Source organism: Euzebyales bacterium (assembly GCA_036374135.1).
GTDB lineage: Bacteria > Actinomycetota > Nitriliruptoria > Euzebyales > JAHELV01 > JAHELV01.
On record DASUUK010000036.1, the window covers coordinates 1 to 16,662 of the forward strand.

The following is a 16,662-nucleotide window of genomic DNA, read 5'->3' on the forward strand; positions in this document are numbered from 1 at the left end:
GCTCATCAGCCTCTTGAACCGTGTCGCAGTACCGGATGCGATCGCCGGCCGATCCGCCGAGGCGATCGCCAACGCGACCGAAGGCCTGCGGCTCGGCCGGGAGACGGGCCTGGAAGCCGACCGCGCCATGGCGTTGTTTGCTCTAGCCCTCGCGCACGCTGACCGCGGCGAGGAGGCGGAGTGCCGGAGCTACGCGGCGCAGGCGCAGGCGCTGGCCGCCGAACGGCAGCTGCAGCTCGGCGCGGGTCGCTCCACGTTGATGCTCGCCTACGGCGCCCGCTGGGCGCTGGGCCGGCTCGAGCTCGGGCTTGGCCGTCCCGCCGAAGCGCTCGTCTGCCTACAGACACCGATCGAGGTGGACAACCAGCAGCACCCGGCGCGGTTGGCGGACACCGCGGACCTCGTCGAGTCAGCCGTGCGGTCCGGTCAAGCGGACGCCTGCCGAACGCAGTTCGCCGCGTACGCGGCGTGGTCGGAACTGGCCGGCCGCGCTTCGGAGTCGGCGCTGGTGTCGCGCTGCCGCGGACTGCTGTCTGATGGTCGGGACGCCGTGGAGCACTACGAGGCGGCGTTGAAGCTGCACGCCGCGACCGACGGGCTGTTCCAGCGCGGGCGGACGCAGCTGCTCTACGGCGAGGCGTTGCGCCGCGCCAAACAGCGCAGCGCGGCACGGCCCCAACTGCGGGCGGCGCTGGAAACGTTCGAGCGGCTCGGCGCCGCGCCGTGGGCCGAGCGGACCCGCCACGAGCTGCGCGCCACAGGTGAGACCGCGCGCAGCCGCGACACCAGCACCGTGCACCAGCTGACGCCGCAAGAGCTGCAGATCGCACGCCTGGCCAGGGCAGGCGACAGCAATCGAGAGATCGCGGCGCAGCTGTTCCTCAGCCCACGAACCGTCGAGTACCACTTGCACAAGGTCTTCACCAAACTCGGTGTGACAGCGCGCGGCCAGCTCATGCGCCTCGATCTGTCCTGAGGCGTGAGAAGCTGAACCAGGCATATCACGGATTCGAAGCACGGCACCGACACCTACCGTCGGCCCATGACCTCACTTCTGGAAACCCCACGCCCTGCGCCACCCCGACGTCGCCGCCGCGCGGTGACCTTCGCGCTCCTGGCCTTGCTCGTCGTTGCCTTCGTCGGCGCGGCTCCGACGGTCATCCGCCTGCTTGGCAACCCTGCCGCCGGCGATCCAGTTGTTGGCACTGACGCCATCACCGTTCAGAACGACGCGTTTGACCCCCCGGTCATCCAGATCAAGCCGGGCACCACCGTGACCTGGACGTTCAACGACGGTGATCGGGCACACAACGTGGTAGCCGACGGCTGGTCGTCGGAGGTCTTGGCCTCCGGTTCGTACCAGCACACGTTCGCCGAGCCTGGCAGCTACGCCTACCGCTGCACCCTGCATATGGGAATGGACGGACGCGTCGACGTGGCAACGACACAATGAACGGCGACATCGGCGCGCTCGAATCGCACTCCCGATGGCGGGTCCACCAACGACCAGCGCATGCTCCCGCCACGAGTTTCGACGACGCTCGCGTCCACGAAGTGCGACTCCGGCGCCTGGCGGCCGTGTACGTACCGGTTCTCTGCGCGGGCGCGTGGCTATCGCTTCGACACGGCGTCAGCGTGCGACCAGGCGGGGATCCAGCCCAGGACCTGCCCCTCAAGGGGACCGCGTTTGCGCCACCGCTGTACCTCCCGGTCGCACTGCTGGGCGCCGCAGCACTCAGTCCCCGACGCGACGCCGTCGGGACCTCCGGGACCGCGGTCGCCGGCCTGGTCGGGCTCGCGTTCACCGCGGGCACCACGCTGAACCTGGGCAACGACATCGCCGCGACCCGCGCCGCCGGAGGCCCTGTCAATCTGACGGTCGGCATCGCCGCGTTCCATTGGGCATTCGGGCCCACCCTGACCGTCTTCTCGCTCTTGGCACTGCGCCAGCGGCGCCGAACTCGGTGACCGCCACGCGCAGGCGCCGCTTCGCCAGTCATGATCAACACAGCCCGCGGCAATCGGCCGCCATGAGCGCTCACGAAGGCCTGCCATCCTGATTTCAGGTACTGCCGCGGCATCCTTCGGCCGGCATCCGTAGGGGTTGGGTGAAGGGCTGGCGCGGTGAGGACCGTGTCAGACGGTAGGCGGGCGGCGTACGGGCCGGACAGACGGTTTCCCGTGTCGGCTTCAGCATCACACCACCGTGGTCCGTGTCCTGTCCGTTTCCAGCCCCTCCCCGTCGAACCGTGTGTGCGGTTCTCCCGCACACGGCTCACCGACGTCGTTCACCGCCGGCATTCGGTTTCTCCAGCCAGTCCACGCCAGGGTCTGGGCGCGACGACGCTGCCGTTGAGACTGATCAGTCCCAGGTAGGCCGGCGACATGTGGACCGCTCAGTTGCTCCCTCGAGGGGCTTTCGACGCTGGGCTTCGACCCCGACCCGTTTCCAAACCGAGCCGCCAGCCTGCTACCGGGCTCCCTGGCGACTACCCGGACCGGACTCACACCGGCAGGCGACGACGAGCATGCTCTCGGTCACGATCACGACTCACATTGCGATCACTCCTCCAGCTTCAGGGCACGCTCCCAGCAGGTGGTGCAGCAGCTCTACGGTAGGTAGCTCCTACGGGGGTAGTACCCGGCGGCTGCTCACACACAGTGATGTTGAACGAGAGTCACCGCGTCATCCTCTACGACGAAGGTCTCAAACGACGTCTCGAGGAGGACACGGTGACGATCACCAAGATGGAACTGATGGAGCTCGCGCGCAACACCGACGACGCTGGCGTGGACTTCCTACGCGAGGGCGTGCGTGTGCTGGCGCAGGCGTTGATGGAGGTCGAGGTCGGGTGACCACGCTGCAGGCTTGGCCGACGCGTAGGGTGGTGTGAAGCCCCTGCGGACGGGATGGCGCCGGCAAGGTTGCGGACAGTCCACGCGAGTAGCGGCCCTGCTGGCGCCCCGTCCGGACCCCGCGGGGCGTTTTGCATTCAGCCGGGTGGTGTCGCCGGCGGCCCATTTCTCGGGCGGCGACAGACTCCGCCGCGCAGCGCAGCATTGACGGTGCTGCTGTCCACTCGAGATGTTCGCTGGTTTGTCCCTCCGCATCGGATACGCCGGTGCGGGACGTCCAGACCTTGCGTCTCGAGTGCACGAAGACAGCGATCGCCACGCTCGGCGCGAATCCGTGGAATGTGTTGTGTGCCCTCCATCGGTCGATGGCGCGGCCAAGCCGGGCGTGTCCTGGGCACACCATCGTCGCGGGTCGGTGCCCTCGGAACTGGAGGTCCACAGACTCTCCTGTTGTTGGTGGGGTGACCTTTGGGTTCCGTGGAGTCGAGTGATTGGACGTTCATGACGTCCGGGTGGTCGCGTTCGAAGATGTCCAGCAGCACCGCTCGACGTACGACTTCTCGCGTCCGTATGCCGCGGTCGGCAGCGCGTTGGTCGGCCACGACTCGTCGACGCGTTGGCCGTCGCCTCGCGGCGAGTAGGCCCCCACCGACGAGGCGTGGACCAAGACCGGCACACCCGCCGACGCCACGGCATCGAACCCCTGATCGACCCGAGCACGTTGTTGCGCCACGTCGCGAGCGGACGGTGCGTCGGTTGGTAGGCCCACGCGAGGTGGATCACCGCATCGGCGTCCCGTACCATCGGATCGAGCTCGTCGACGGGGACTTCACCGGTCACCCAGCGGGTCTTGGGCGGACACCAGTCGGGGGCGGCGGCGAGCGACGCCGACGATCCCGGTGACCATGTCGTCGTCGACGAGGCGCTCCACCACGCTGGACCCGAAGGTGCCGGTCGCGCCGTGACCCTGGAGCGCAGCGGCCAGTCAGCCTCGTCACGCACGGACAACGACTCGACCCCGACCTCTCCAGCGAAGTCGCCCGCAACCAGACGCTCCGCGGCGTGGACGGCACGTCGGGAACCTGAGCTGGAAGCGGTCAGTCCTCCTGGCGTGTCGCCTCCGCCCTGCGCGCGAACGCCATCTCCAGGCCGACCACCAGCAGGTACACGATCGTGCCCGCGCACGGCGCCACGAGCCACGCGATCCACCCGCCGACCAGCGTCGCAACGCCGATCACCGTGCCGAGACCTGACGCGATGGACGCCAGGTTGATCGCGCTGCCGATGACCACGACGTCGCTGCGGTCACCCCGCATCTCATCCCGGAAACCCCGCGACGCCGCAGCCTCGACCGCGGTGAAGCCGGCGCTGGCCCCGACGACGAACCAGAACAGATCACTCAGCGATGGCGACCCGATCCGCGCGTTCAGTGCCGCGAAGCCGACCGTCGCCAACACGGAGTAGCCGTACGCCGACGAGTTGTTCCGCACCCCCGTTCGCAGACCAGCCGCGTAGTCTCGCCACGGAAACCCCTGGCCGTCGATCCGTTCGGTAGCGGGCATCTCAACTCCAAGCTCCTGCAGGCACTTCATTCCTCATCGAATAGCACCCGTGCCGCGCTTACCGGGGGGCCGACAGCAGATCGACACTGGGAGCAGCCGCGAACGGCGCGGCGCGCACGGTACGAGGCTGTGCGGACGGCCCCGGCGCGTCAGTTCGCCATCATCATCGCTGGTTTGTGACGGTTGCGGCGGGCAACCGTGCCAGAGGAGGTGAGTGCCATGGCCAAAGACCACGGTCCCAGCGTCAAGGACGACGAACAGTACGAGAAGCTACGCGAGCAGGGCGAGAGCAAGGAGAAGGCCGCCCGCATCGCCAACACCGACCGCTCCAAAGCCGGCAAACGCGGCGGCACCAGCGGCTCATACGAGAACTGGACCAAAGACGACCTGTTGGACCGCGCGCGCGAGATCGGCATCGAGGGACGGTCGGACATGACCAAAGACGAGCTGATCGACGCGCTGCGCGACCACTGACACGACTCCCCGCCATCACCCTGGGCCGCGACGGCGGTACTGGCGGGTACCGTGCGTGACGCCGACGCAGCGGGCCGTGCGAGGCCGTCAGTCCGCCGTAGCAGACAGCATCGCGATGCGCCGGGGCGCATCGCGATGTCTGCTACGCGCGGTGGTGCCGGATCAGTCGGCGGACGAGATCGCCGTGACCAGTACGCCGGTCTCCTCGTCGTCCACGTTGGTCGCCAGATCGGCCTGGCTGACGATTCCGATCAGCTCCTGGCCGTCGATCACTGGGAGCCGTCGGACCCTTGTGCTCGGCCATCGTCTCCAGCGCCAGCACCACTGAGTCGTCCGCGCCGATCGTGACCGGCTTGCCCTGGCCCAGTCCCCTTCAAGCGGTTGTCCTGACCGCAGATCGGTACGGCGCCGACGTCGAGGTCGGCCATCATCTTCGCAGCGTCCAGCACCGAATCGTTCTCACCGACGCATTCGGCGCCACCGGTCATGACATCTCGCCCGTTGCGTGCGTCGTTCTCCTCCTCGATCTCAGCTGAGTCTTGGCGGTGCCGGCCAGAGCGCTCCCCGCCGGCATACGATCCCGGTGTGCCCGGTTCATGCCGCGACATGCAAGCCATGGCGATGCGCGTGTCGGTCTCGACGCGATGTCGTACCGCCTGTCTCATCGACGTGCGGCGCCGTACGATCGCCGGCTACGGGAGCGCCCCGATGTGTCGTGGAGGATCCGAGTCGACAGCTGCTCGCATCGGGTCACGTGTCGACGGGTACGTCGTGGCATCGCGGCGCCTGTGCGCGTCGCCCACGCGAGCGGACAGGAGTCGAGATGGAGCCGCACACCGTGGAGGTCCGCGGCGTGCCGCTGCGCTGGATGACCCAGGGATCGGGCGCTCCGGTCGTCCTGATCCACGGCATCCCACTCGGATCGATCCCTTCCCACGACCATCGGTGTCCATCAACCTCTGGGCCCGCATCGACGGTCCTGAACGATCGTCGACCGGCTCGGCGATGCGAGTTCAGTGCTGACGGCCGGCGGCACGCGTCGGCTGGTTTCGACGGGGCTCTACGGTGATCGAGCACCGAGGGACGCCCGTTCGAAGGGACGTAGGGCATGACACAGGGAACCGACGCCGCGGCGGCGCGGGCGCCGACGTCGCGTGAGCTGGTCCTCGGCGTCGGTCGGGCGTTCGGTGGGTCGTTGCTGTTCGTGCTGCCGATCCTGATGACGATGGAGATGTGGCGGTTCGGGATGGTGCTGCCACCGCTGCGTCTCGCCGTCTGGGTGGGTGGCGCGTTACCGCTGCTGACCGTGCTCGCCCGCAGCCTCGGGTTCCGCGACACGGCCGGCATGTCGTGGCGCGACTACATCGCAGACGGGTTCGTCGCCTATGGCGTCGGGGTCATCACGACCGTCGTGGTGCTCGCATTGTTCGATCTGCTGAATTCCGACCGGTCACTGTCGGAGATGGTGGGGCTGATCGCCATCGAGTCGGTACCCGCGAGCATCGGTGCGGTCATCGCCCGCGGACAGTTCGGTGCCGCCGAGCCGAAGGGCGCAGCGGGGTCCTCCAGCTACCCGGCCGAGATCTTGCTGATGGCGATCGGCGCAGCGGTGTTCTCGTTCAACGTGGCGCCCACCGAGGAGGTACTGCTCATCGCGACCGTGGCAGGACCGGTCCGCGGCATACTCCTCGCGCTCCTGACGATGCTCGTGATGCACGCGGTCGTCTACCTCGTGGGGTTCCGCGGCGAGCACCGGTCCGAGGCGTCCGGGTGGTCGGTGTTCTACGGCTACACCGTCGCCGGGTACGCGACCGCGCTGCTGGTCTCGCTGGGGCTGCTGTGGACGTTCGGACGCACCAACCAGATGCCGGTCGGCGTCGTCGCGGTCGAGACGGTGGTCCTGGGTCTTCCGGCCGGCGTGGGCGCTGCCGCGGCACGGCTGATCCTATGACCAGCGACGAGCAGCCCGACACGCCCGCCGGCGAAGATCCGCGCGGTGACCGGGATCCGGTCACCTTCGACTCGGCGACACCTCTGGCCGAGTGGGCCCTCGCCGCGGTCGGCGCCGTGTTCGCGTGCGTGATCCTGACCCTGCTCGTCATTGAGGCCGTCGGCACGCCCGACACGCAGCCGCAGCTGTCAACCCAGATGGCCCGCGTCACCGAACGCAGCGGCAAGTACGTCGTTGAAGGCGAGGTCACCAACAGCGGCGGGACGGCAGCGTCCAACGTCCAGGTGGACGGTCGCCTGATCGTGAACGGCCGATTGGCCGACCAGGCACGCGTAGACGTCGACTATGTCCCCGCCGGGGCGAGCGAGTCCTTCATCCTCGTGTTCTCCCGAGACCCGACCGACGGTCGACTCGTCGTCGTGCCGACCGGCTTCGTCGAGGACTGACAGGCACCGCTGCGCGTCGAGGTCGATCGGTGACGTCCGGCAGCCATTGCGTTTCCACCCTGGATGTCTGGCAGTCCTTGTTCGCCGATGTGTTGACCTACGTCGGCATCCACGGCTGACGGCCTGTCGATCCCTACCACGGTCGCTGGCGGCACGGTCGGCGATGCCGTCGCGACCGCCCCGTCGAACTTGACGGACCAGTAGTCACCCTCGCGACGGAACACGTTGACGGTCCCAGTCGACTGCTCGCTCCCGCGTCGATCCCCCCGACGGTGACGTCGCGCTGGGACGCCGGCAGTACCTCGAGCCCATCGCGCATCGTGCGGACGGCCTGGGACTCCATGACATGGACCGCCCCGGGGGCGGTCCAATGCGGAACGCGTCGACCGACTGGTGATCAGCGGATCCGGCGCTGCGCCAGCTCGCAGCGCAGTCGACCCCATCCGCATCTGGAGCTGGGTCAAGGCACACGACGCCAGCGGGGAGGTGTTCGGCGGACAACAACTCGCCTCCCTGTTCTCCACCGACTTCTTCGAAACCACAAGGCCGTCGAGGACACCACCGCGCTGCTGGCCAAGTCGATCGAGGGCGTCGTGTCGCAGATAGGCATCCGCCTGTCGCCGTAGGCTTCGGGACTCATCGGATATGGGTTGCTAGACGACCTCGTGTTGTCGTTCCTCCTGGAGAAGCGCAATCAGGGGCTGCTGTAGCACGTGTGGGCCGGTGACGAGGTAGACGCGTGCTCTGGTGCCCAAGCGGTGACCACGGCGGTGGTGCACCTGCGGATCGGGACTCCTGTGTGCAGAACACCACAGGTCCGCTGCAACATACATACATGACTGTATGATAAGGTCATGGCTCGTCGCACTGCCGCAGAAGCTGCGGAGACTCGCCGCAGGCTGCTCGACGCGGCCGGCGACGTGTTCGCCGAGTGCGGATACAACGCCACCACTCTGGGGCAAGTCGCCGGGCGAGCCGGCCTGACCCGCGGAGCGCTGTACCACCACTTCGCCGACAAGGCTGAGATCTACGACACCGTGTTGCGCCGCGAGGTCGACCAGGTGACCGGTCCGCTCATGGCCGGGTTGGCCGGCGACGGCCCACCACTGCAGCGCCTGCGCGAGTTCGTTGTCGCGTACTGCACCGCCTTGGACACCGACCCGCAGTTCCGCCGAGCCGTCGAGCTGCTGCTCTTCGCGCCGTCCGACGCGCCGGACGCCACGCGCGACCGCACCCGCGAGGGCTACCGGGCGTGGCTGCACGCGTTCGAGACCGTGCTCGACGAGGCACGCGTCAACAACGAGCTGCGACCGGACATCACACCGCGCATGGCGGCGGGCGCGGTCATCGCCCTCACCGTCGGAGCGACCACGGCAGCACTGCACGCTGCCGACTCGTTGGTACCGGCCGAGCACGCCGAGGCGCTCGCCGACACGCTCGTCGCGGGACTTGCACAACCGCCAGGATGATCGATGGCCGACACTGACACGCCAGCACAACTGGTCAACCTCGCCACGGCCGGCACCGCGCTGTTGACGACCTTCCGCCGTTCGGGGCAGGCGGTGCCGACCCCGGTCAGCATCATCGTCGACGGTGAACACGCCTACTTCACCACCGCCGTCGATAGCGGCAAGGCAAAGCGCATCGCCAACGATCGTGGCGTCACTCTCGCGCCGTGCACCACGACCGGCGACATCACCGGCCCGACCATCGCGGGAACGGCGCGGCCACTGCAGCGAGCGGAACGCAGGCGCCTCCGCCTGCTACGCCCCACGCGGGGCTTGTTCTGGAGCTATCTGCTCTACCGTCTCCGCGGAAGGACCATGCGCCTGTACGAAGTGTCGCTGCGGCCGCCGACAGCTCGGCGCCCCCATGAGCACATCGACAACACAGGATGATGTGACCGACGACCACCGCGCCGCCGTCTGGGGTCGGCAGGGCACACCACGAGTCATCACGTGGTACTCCACCATCTGACGCTCAGGTGTGGCACGACCCCGCGGCGGCTGACCGACCTGGCACGGCCGGACGTGACGGGTCGCCGCGCGGGGGCGTCGCACGAGGAGACGCCGAGCACTCCGGTGTCCTGGACGGCGTGGGGACGAACGGCTCGCCTCACCCGTGCCATGGTCCTGGCAGCCGCATTGCCGTCGACCGACAGTGTCGATGACCCCGGGGGGAGGGGGAGGATCGGTGTGCCGATGCATGGAATCGCTGAACGGGAGAGCGGGAGCGAGACTGTTCGCCAGCCCGCGGCACGGCAGCGCCCTCGCGTACGCGTCGCCGACGCGGTGTGGGACGACCGACGGTGAGGTGTCGCGGTCTGCGTCGCGACCGCCGGAGCGGCCGGACTGGTCGCGGGCGTGTGGACACCGCACTGGCCGGTCACCTCCGCCGAGGCCGTGGGGACGATGGCGCTGGCGCTGGCGCTGGCGGTCGGCTGGATCGCAGGCGCGGCGCTGCGGTCAGGCTGGGGATGCTGCTCGCGCCGACGACCTTCCTCGCCGTGATCGAGGTCGTGCGCATGGGAGCGAGCGGGCCGACGGTCGACGCGCCCACGACGGTGAACCTGATCGCGCTGGGTGCGTCGGTGGCGATGCGGATCGTGTACGGGGTCACGACGTCGACAACCCGGTACTGCTGTTCCTCGCCGGCGGTCCCGGCGGCTCGGAGCTGGGCACGCACAAGCACATGCCCACATTCGACCTGTCGGGGCACCGGCCGTTCGTTGAGGAACCCGAGCGCTTCCATCACGTCATGACCGACGTCGTGCTTGCGGACACGGCGCTCACGGCGCGACCGGCGCAACGCGCGCGATCGACACCCCCATCCGACGCACGCGGCGGGACAGCCGCGGCCCAGCAGAGGAGCACACGATGAACAGGCACGACACCGTGACTCGGGACGGACCACCTCGTGGCCGCGGCCACTACGACGACGACGGATCGCGGTGGTGGGATGACGCTGCACAGCGCTGGTTCCGCACGACGGACGACGCCGACATCCTGGAGATCGACGTCGAGGACGCCGGCCACACGTCGATGCTGCGCAGCATCGCGACCACCGTGACCGGCCAGCACGGCACGCAGTCGTACCACTTCGTCGGTCGGGCCCGCAGCGGCGACCCGCGGTGGGGTGACTTCACCGTGGTGTCGGGCACCTTCCCGGTCCTGCCACTGCAACTGCCGGTCGAGCGCATCGGACCCGACGACGCATACGGCGACGAAATGCGCGCACGACTCGACGAGCTGGAACACACGCTGGTCGAGCACGGGTGGCGACCCGCCGGCCAGGGCGAGCGCTGGTGGTCGAAGATCTACACCCGCCCCTGCCTCGGCTGGGACACCCCACCCAGGCCCGAACGCAAGGCGCCGGAGACGCGGAAGCGTTGACCATGGCCACGCTGGCCGGCGTTCGTCGGGTTCAGGCGGGCTCCGCAAGTCCGGTTGCCTGCTCGATCAGCTCGCACAGCCGCCGCGTGAACCGGGCGGCGGGCGCCCCGTCGACGATGTCGTGATCGACGGTGACGGTCAGGCTCAGATACTCCCGCGTCTCGAGGTGGCCATCGACCGCCACAGGCCGTTGGGAGATGCCCCCGACCGTGACCATCGAGGTGGTCGGTGTCAGTGGCACCCCCCACCCGCCGCCGGCCGCGAACATCCCGATCGCGCTGACCGCGACCGTCCCGCCGAACCGTTTGAACCACAGCGGACGGCCCATCACGACCCGCCAACCGAGCATCCGTACCACCCGTGGTAGCGCCAGATACCACAGCGTCCGCCGGTAGCGGCGGCGGTCCACATCAGCGCCGCCCTGCGCGTCACGGATCTCGGCGGAGATCTCGTCGACCGTCTTGCGGTTCGCGCCGCGGATGATGCGCGACGCGACGATCCGCGTGCCGTCGGGGCGCGTCTCCTCGACCTCCGTGTTGACGTCGACGTCGTCGAACAGCACCAGTCGCCGGCGCCCCGACCGGTACGCGTGCAGCATCGGCTGCTCGGCCACGGCCGTCGCCACGCAGGCGACGACGAACCCGGTGAACGACAGCGGCCGCCTCTCGGACGCCCGCGCCCGCATCACGCGTCGCGCGGCGGTCACGTCGGCCTCGACCAGGCCGTGGATCAGATGCCGCCGCCGTCCCTGCTCGAGCACGTCGATGTAGGCCTGGCGGATTCTGGGGAACGGCCGCACCGAGTAGGTGTCCACGCGGTCGTTCATCATCTGCCTCCGCGCCGATTCCGGTGCAGTCCGTCCCGAGCGCCCATGTCGATCAGCTCACGGGTGGGTGCACCGCAGCACGCAGGGGCGGGCAGCAACGGTCCACGCCCGCGCGGCGACGGAGACCGCCGGTGCGAGCAGCAGCAGGCCGGCCAGGCCGGCAACCGGCGGCCCGTGGACGTCGCTGTCGCAGATGGTGCGCACGCGATCACGTGTACTCCGATGCTCGTTCCCGGTCTCGTCGTTCCCCACCAGAGAACCGCGGCATGGACGGTGGGTCCGGGCCCTTCGTTGGAGGGACGAGCGGGGCGAAGGTCCCCTCGTGACGACCGGGTGCCATGGATAGTGGCGGGCGAACACCCACACGCAGCCACCGATGCACGAGTTCACAGGCATGACGATGGATCGTGAGACGCGCAACTGGCTCGCGGGCCCCGTCGCGATCACCGGGGCGGATGGCCATGTGGGCCGAGCACTGCGCCGCCGGCTCGCCGGCCTGCCGAACCCGGTCCGTCCGCTCGGTCGGTCCGACAACTGGTCCGCCGCCATCCGCGATGCCAACGCCGTGGTTCATCTGGCGGGAACGCTGCAGCCGCGCCGGCCAGACACCTACGAGGCGGCGAACGTGGGCACGGTGCAACGTTGCCTGGAGGCGATCGCCGGCAGCACCGTGCGGCGGCTGATCCTGTTGTCGTACATCGGCGCCGACTCGGCCTCGGACAATGCGTACCTGCACACGAAAGGGCGGGCAGAGCAACTCGTCGGCAACGCCGAGGTGGCAAGTGTGACGCTGCGGTCGACATTCGTCTACGGCGACACGGACGACATCGGACCCAGCTTCGCCACGTACCGGACCCGGCCGGGCGGGACGGTGTGGGTGCTCGGCGACGGACAACAGCGGGTGGCACCGATCCACGTCGACGACCTCACCGACGTGATCATCGCCGCCACGCTGGACCCAGCCACGCCAACCGGAACGTTCGACGTTGGCGGCCCGGCGGTGTCCACAATCGATGGGTTCGTGCGGCAGATCAACCCGCCCGGCGTCACGGTCAGACACGTGCCCGCGCCAGCGGCGCGGCTGCTGGCCCACGTCGTGCCGCAGCTGACCCCGGCCCTGGTCGGCGTCCTCACCGCTGACAGCGTCACTGACACCGATCCGGACGACGTCGCCGGCCGCTTCGGGGTCACGCTGCACGACGTCGCGGCAACCGTTGCGGAGCATGTGCGCCAGCGACGGCAGATGTGATCGGAGCGCCCCGCGTGTGCCGGTGGCCACCGACCACTGCTCCGACGGTCGCACTCGTCATCAAGGACGGCCGCCTGGTCGGCCTCGTCTCCCCGACCGACGTGATGCGCCGGCTCGAGATCGATCGGCTGCGTGGCCTGCGCCGTCGCTGACGGTCGCCGACTCGCCCCGGCGGCAGCGGACGCGCGCGTCGGTGGGTGCCACGGGCGGCGTCGACAGCGCAATCGTCACCGGCTGCCGACACCGCCCCGGCGACAGCTGGACCGGCCAGCAACGCGCACACCAGGCGTCATCCTCCCCCGGGACCGACGTGCGACGCGGTCAGCAGGTCGCAGCGGTCGGCGAACCGTTCGCCCAGCCGGTCACGGTCGTGCGGCTGTTACCTGGACTGCGGTCCGCGATCTCGCGGTGCGACCCCGACAACATCTTCCGCGGCACCTGCGCTTGACCGGGACGGATAGGCGGCCGAGCACGCCGCCGGGCAGTCGGGTGAAGCCAGTCGGACCGTTCGATGGCGGCCAGTGTGGTCGTTGGGTCACGGCGAGGTCGTGCAGCTCGACGCGCATGGTGTGCCGTTGGCCACTGCCGCACCACCCGCGGGCGACGACCGAATGTATCGGCACCGCGGCCGAGCTCCGTCGACAGTCGACGGACACCCGATGTTTCAAGACTTTGGTTTATACCGTCGGTGTTCGGCTCAGACTGCTGCATCTGCTGAGGGGGGTGGGCGTCGCGGGGGCGAGCCCGCCGGCGAAAGGCCGGGTCGTGGGTTGGATGCAGTCGTTTCAGACAGCAGTCGTTGCCAGGTCGGGCGCGTTGGTCAGACTGCGTCCGCCTCTTGCGGTGGCCGTCTGCCTGGTGCTCGTCGTGGTGATGTGGGCGCCGTCGCCGCCGGAAGCGAAGGCGCAGGCCGTCACCAACGCTCCGTGTCCGGCGGGTGGGGGTTCTGAGGCCGGCTGGGTGTTGTCGACCGCGACGTTCGACACGGCGTTCTATCGGCACGCGGTCGTGGGCAACGGCTACCTCAGTCAGCGTGTGCCACCCACCGGGATGGGTTATGTCGCGACTGGCGAGGCGACCGGGTGGCCGTTGTATACGCCGCGCTACGACGGTGCGTACGTCGCCGGGCTGTACGCCCGTGATCCTGAGCTGGCCGGTGGTCGCGAGGCGATCGCGGCGATCCCGACGTGGTCGACGCTGGAGGTCGGCGCGGGGGGTGAGTCGTTCACCGCGACGGCACCCGCAGCGCGGCTGTCGAACTACCAGCAGACGCTGTACCTGCGCTGTGGCGTCATCCGCACGGCGCTGACGTGGACGAGCAGCGACGGCAGGCGGTCGGTGGACCTGACCTACGACGTCGTCGCCGATCGCGTCAATGCCCATGTCGGTGCGGTGCGGCTGACCGTGACACCGCGCTTCAACGGCCGGGTGACTGTGACCGACGTGATCGACGGTGCCGGTGCGCGCAGGTTGGTCGCGGCGGGTGCGGGGGACCGTGGAGACGGGACGGTCGCGGTCGACTTCACCGCGCAGACGAAGGGCACGGCTGGGACCGTCGCCTCGACCCTGCGCCCGGGCGCGGGCGTCGACGGTGCCGCCGTCAAGCGCACGACGACCGCCTCGGACCTCACCGCGAGCCAGACGCTGGACTTCCCGGCCAAGAGCGGGCAGACCTACGAGTTCGTCAAGTACGTCGGTGTGGATACAGCGTTGACCAGCGGTGATCCGGCCCAGGCGGCGTTGACGGCAGCGCGTGGCGCGGCGCAGCAGGGCTGGTCGAACCTGCTGGCTGCGCATGTCGCACGCTGGGACGAGGTGTGGCGCAGTGACGTGGAGATCCCGGATCGTCCGGATCTGCAGGCGTGGCTGCGTGCGGGGTTGTACGGATTGCTGTCGAACATCCGCGAGGGTGAGGACGACAGCATCAGTCCGGTCGGCCTGACCAGCGACAACTATGCCGGCCTGATCTTCTGGGACGCCGAGACGTGGATGTTCCCGACGTTGCTGGCGCTGTACCCCGACGTCGCCGCCTCGGTGCTGGAATATCGGTATCGGACGCTACCGGAGGCTCGCGACAACGCCTCGGAGCTCGGCTACCAGGGCACGTTCTATCCCTGGAACAGCGCCAGCAATGGTGACCTCAAGACCGAGTGCCACAGCGTCGATCCCCCGCACTGCATCACGCAGATCCACCTGCAGGGTGACATCGCGCTTGCGGCGTGGCAGTACTTCCAGGCGACGGGTGACACCGGCTGGCTGCGGACACGCGGGTGGCCGATGTTGCAGGGCATCGCGCAGTTCTGGGCGGGTCGGGTGACCGCCAACAGCGACGGCACGTACTCGATCAACAACGTCGCTGGCCCCGATGAGTACAGCAACGGCGTCGACGACGGCGTCTACACCAACGCGGTGGCGTCGCTGGCGTTGCGCAACGCCACCCGCGCCGCGCAGATCCTCAGGGAGACGGCGCCGGCGCAGTGGACGACGATCGCCGACAACCTGCGCATGCCGTTCGACACCGAGCGGCAGGTGTTCCTGCAGTACGACGGCTACGACGGGTCGCTGATCAAGCAGGCCGACACGGTCCTGCTGATCTACCCCGTGGAGTGGCCGATGTCCGCCGAGGTCGCCTCGAACACCCTGGACTTCTACGCCGAGCGCACCGATCCGGACGGGCCCGCGATGACGGATTCGGTGCACGCGATCGACGCTGCCGCCATCGGCGAGCCCGGCTGTGCGACCCACACCTACCTGATGCGGGCGATCAAACCATTCGTCCGTGATCCGTTCGCGCAGTTCGCCGAGGCGCGCGGCGACAAGCCCGGGTCGCAGGACCCGCTGGCCGGCAGCCCGGCGTTCAACTTCCTGACCGGCGAGGGGGGCTTCGGGCAGGTCTTCGCCTACGGGCTCACGGGGATGCGGTGGCGTGAGGATCGGATGCATCTGGACCCGATGCTGCCGCCGCAGCTGGGTCGCGGCGTGACACTGCGGGACGTCGACTGGCGGGGCCGCACCTTCGACATCACGGTCGGACCCAACGAGACGACCGTGCGCCAGACGGCGGGTGCGCCCTTCGAGGTCGAGTCGCCGCAGGGCACGCAGGTCGTCAGCACGGGCAGCCCGCTGACGCTCAAGACCCGGCGGCCGGACCTCGTCCCCACCGACAACGTCGCACGGTGCGCGCCGGCGCAGGCGACGTCGGAGGAGCCCGGCCTGTACGCCGAGGCCGCCGTCGACGGCAGCGAGGCCACCGTCTGGGCGCCGGCGGAGGACACGGGCAGCGCGACGGTCGACCTGGGCACACGGATGCAGGTGAGCGACATCACGATCCTGTGGACCGACGCGACACCGTCGTCGTACCAGATCCTGGTGTCGCGCAACGGCTCGCAGTGGAGCGACGCACCGCTCGACGCCGACGGAACGTTGGCGCACCCGGTCCAGGCACGCTACGTGCGGGTCGAGCTCACCCAGGCGGCCAGCGGCGAGCTGACCGGAATCCGCGAGCTCCAGGTGATCGGTAGGTAGGACGAAGTGACGGCGAGGCGCGTTCCTCGTCAAGGGTGGCGAGCATTGGAGGACCGGATGGGAACGACGGCTGGACAGGTCGGGCGTTGGACCGCGCTGACGACTGTGGCGGTGCTGATCGCCGCGATGCTCGCGTCACCGGCGGTCGCGGACACGCCTCTGGCGACAGGGGTCGCGCCCGGGGCGCCGGGCGACCCACCGTCGTGGACCGAGGCCGACAAGGACGGCTTCGCCACGGCCGAGTCGCTCAAGAGCCGCGTGTGGCACACCCTCGACGACGGCCGCTTGACGGAGGTCTACTTCCCCGACCTGGGCACACCCAGCGTCCGCGACCTGCAGTTCATCGTCTCGGACGGCGAGTCGTTCTCGGTGCTCGAGCGT

The 16,662-nt window shown here is 69.2% G+C and carries 17 protein-coding genes; 14 read left to right on the forward strand and 3 right to left on the reverse strand.

Features of this window, described 5'->3' with window-relative positions; translation table 11 throughout:
- The 4 genes from VFZ70_06280 to VFZ70_06295 all read left to right on the forward strand — a co-directional run.
- The coding region (locus VFZ70_06280; GenBank protein HEX6255401.1) for a LuxR C-terminal-related transcriptional regulator at nucleotides 1-976 on the forward strand (976 nt) is incomplete at its 5' end.
- A gap of 123 nt (nucleotides 977-1,099) precedes the next feature.
- Nucleotides 1,100-1,453 carry a cupredoxin domain-containing protein gene (locus VFZ70_06285; protein ID HEX6255402.1) on the forward strand — a complete coding sequence of 118 codons (354 nt, stop codon included), beginning with the start codon at nucleotides 1,100-1,102 and terminating at the stop codon, nucleotides 1,451-1,453.
- A 182-nt stretch (nucleotides 1,454-1,635) separates the two neighbouring features.
- Nucleotides 1,636-1,968, forward strand: coding sequence for a hypothetical protein (locus VFZ70_06290; protein HEX6255403.1), 333 nt, complete (start codon nucleotides 1,636-1,638; stop codon nucleotides 1,966-1,968).
- A gap of 696 nt (nucleotides 1,969-2,664) precedes the next feature.
- Complete coding sequence (locus VFZ70_06295; protein HEX6255404.1) at nucleotides 2,665-2,856, forward strand: hypothetical protein; 192 nt, start codon at nucleotides 2,665-2,667, stop codon at nucleotides 2,854-2,856.
- A gap of 1,097 nt (nucleotides 2,857-3,953) precedes the next feature.
- Here VFZ70_06295 and VFZ70_06300 read toward each other — a convergent pair.
- Nucleotides 3,954-4,418: a hypothetical protein gene (locus VFZ70_06300; GenBank protein ID HEX6255405.1), complete on the reverse strand. Its 465-nt coding sequence runs from the start codon at nucleotides 4,416-4,418 to the stop codon at nucleotides 3,954-3,956.
- Nucleotides 4,419-4,637: 219 nt separating this feature from the next.
- Here VFZ70_06300 and VFZ70_06305 point away from each other — a divergent pair, with 219 nt between their 5' ends.
- The 6 genes from VFZ70_06305 to VFZ70_06330 all read left to right on the forward strand — a co-directional run bounded on the left by VFZ70_06305 (nucleotide 4,638) and on the right by VFZ70_06330 (nucleotide 10,681).
- Nucleotides 4,638-4,892, forward strand: a complete 255-nt coding sequence (locus VFZ70_06305; protein ID HEX6255406.1) for a Rho termination factor N-terminal domain-containing protein — start codon at nucleotides 4,638-4,640, stop codon at nucleotides 4,890-4,892.
- A 1,108-nt stretch (nucleotides 4,893-6,000) separates the two neighbouring features.
- The gene (locus VFZ70_06310; GenBank protein HEX6255407.1) at nucleotides 6,001-6,843 is read left to right on the forward strand and encodes a TIGR02587 family membrane protein; all 843 of its coding nucleotides are present in this window, start codon (nucleotides 6,001-6,003) and stop codon (nucleotides 6,841-6,843) included.
- A complete protein-coding gene (locus tag VFZ70_06315) occupies nucleotides 6,840-7,289 on the forward strand; it encodes an FxLYD domain-containing protein (GenBank protein ID HEX6255408.1) in 450 nt (149 codons plus the stop codon). The genes VFZ70_06310 and VFZ70_06315 overlap by 4 nt, the downstream gene beginning before the upstream one ends.
- Nucleotides 7,290-8,143: 854 nt before the next feature.
- Nucleotides 8,144-8,758 carry a TetR/AcrR family transcriptional regulator gene (locus tag VFZ70_06320; GenBank protein HEX6255409.1) on the forward strand — a complete coding sequence of 205 codons (615 nt, stop codon included), beginning with the start codon at nucleotides 8,144-8,146 and terminating at the stop codon, nucleotides 8,756-8,758.
- Between the two features lie 3 nt (nucleotides 8,759-8,761).
- The gene (locus VFZ70_06325) at nucleotides 8,762-9,187 is read left to right on the forward strand and encodes a PPOX class F420-dependent oxidoreductase (GenBank protein ID HEX6255410.1); all 426 of its coding nucleotides are present in this window, start codon (nucleotides 8,762-8,764) and stop codon (nucleotides 9,185-9,187) included.
- Between the two features lie 978 nt (nucleotides 9,188-10,165).
- On the forward strand, nucleotides 10,166-10,681 hold the full coding sequence (locus VFZ70_06330; GenBank protein ID HEX6255411.1) for a hypothetical protein: 516 nt from the start codon (nucleotides 10,166-10,168) through the stop codon (nucleotides 10,679-10,681).
- Nucleotides 10,682-10,712: 31 nt separating this feature from the next.
- On the opposite strand, the gene VFZ70_06335 is transcribed toward VFZ70_06330, so the two are convergent.
- Both VFZ70_06335 and VFZ70_06340 read right to left on the reverse strand, forming a co-directional pair.
- Complete coding sequence (locus VFZ70_06335; protein HEX6255412.1) at nucleotides 10,713-11,510, reverse strand: 2-oxo acid dehydrogenase subunit E2; 798 nt, start codon at nucleotides 11,508-11,510, stop codon at nucleotides 10,713-10,715.
- A gap of 54 nt (nucleotides 11,511-11,564) precedes the next feature.
- Complete coding sequence (locus VFZ70_06340; protein HEX6255413.1) at nucleotides 11,565-11,711, reverse strand: hypothetical protein; 147 nt, start codon at nucleotides 11,709-11,711, stop codon at nucleotides 11,565-11,567.
- Between the two features lie 172 nt (nucleotides 11,712-11,883).
- On the opposite strand from VFZ70_06340, the gene VFZ70_06345 reads away from it, so the two are divergent.
- The 4 genes from VFZ70_06345 to VFZ70_06360 form a co-directional block, all read left to right on the forward strand.
- Nucleotides 11,884-12,756 (forward strand): NAD-dependent epimerase/dehydratase family protein, encoded by an 873-nt coding sequence (locus VFZ70_06345; GenBank protein ID HEX6255414.1) that lies wholly within the window; start codon nucleotides 11,884-11,886, stop codon nucleotides 12,754-12,756.
- Nucleotides 12,757-12,770: 14 nt separating this feature from the next.
- Nucleotides 12,771-12,908, forward strand: a complete 138-nt coding sequence (locus tag VFZ70_06350) for a hypothetical protein (protein ID HEX6255415.1) — start codon at nucleotides 12,771-12,773, stop codon at nucleotides 12,906-12,908.
- Nucleotides 12,909-13,716: 808 nt separating this feature from the next.
- Entirely contained in the window at nucleotides 13,717-16,281 is a 2,565-nt protein-coding gene (locus VFZ70_06355) for a discoidin domain-containing protein (protein HEX6255416.1), read from the forward strand.
- Nucleotides 16,282-16,338: 57 nt separating this feature from the next.
- A partial coding sequence (locus VFZ70_06360; protein HEX6255417.1) for a hypothetical protein occupies nucleotides 16,339-16,662 on the forward strand: 324 nt, incomplete at its 3' end.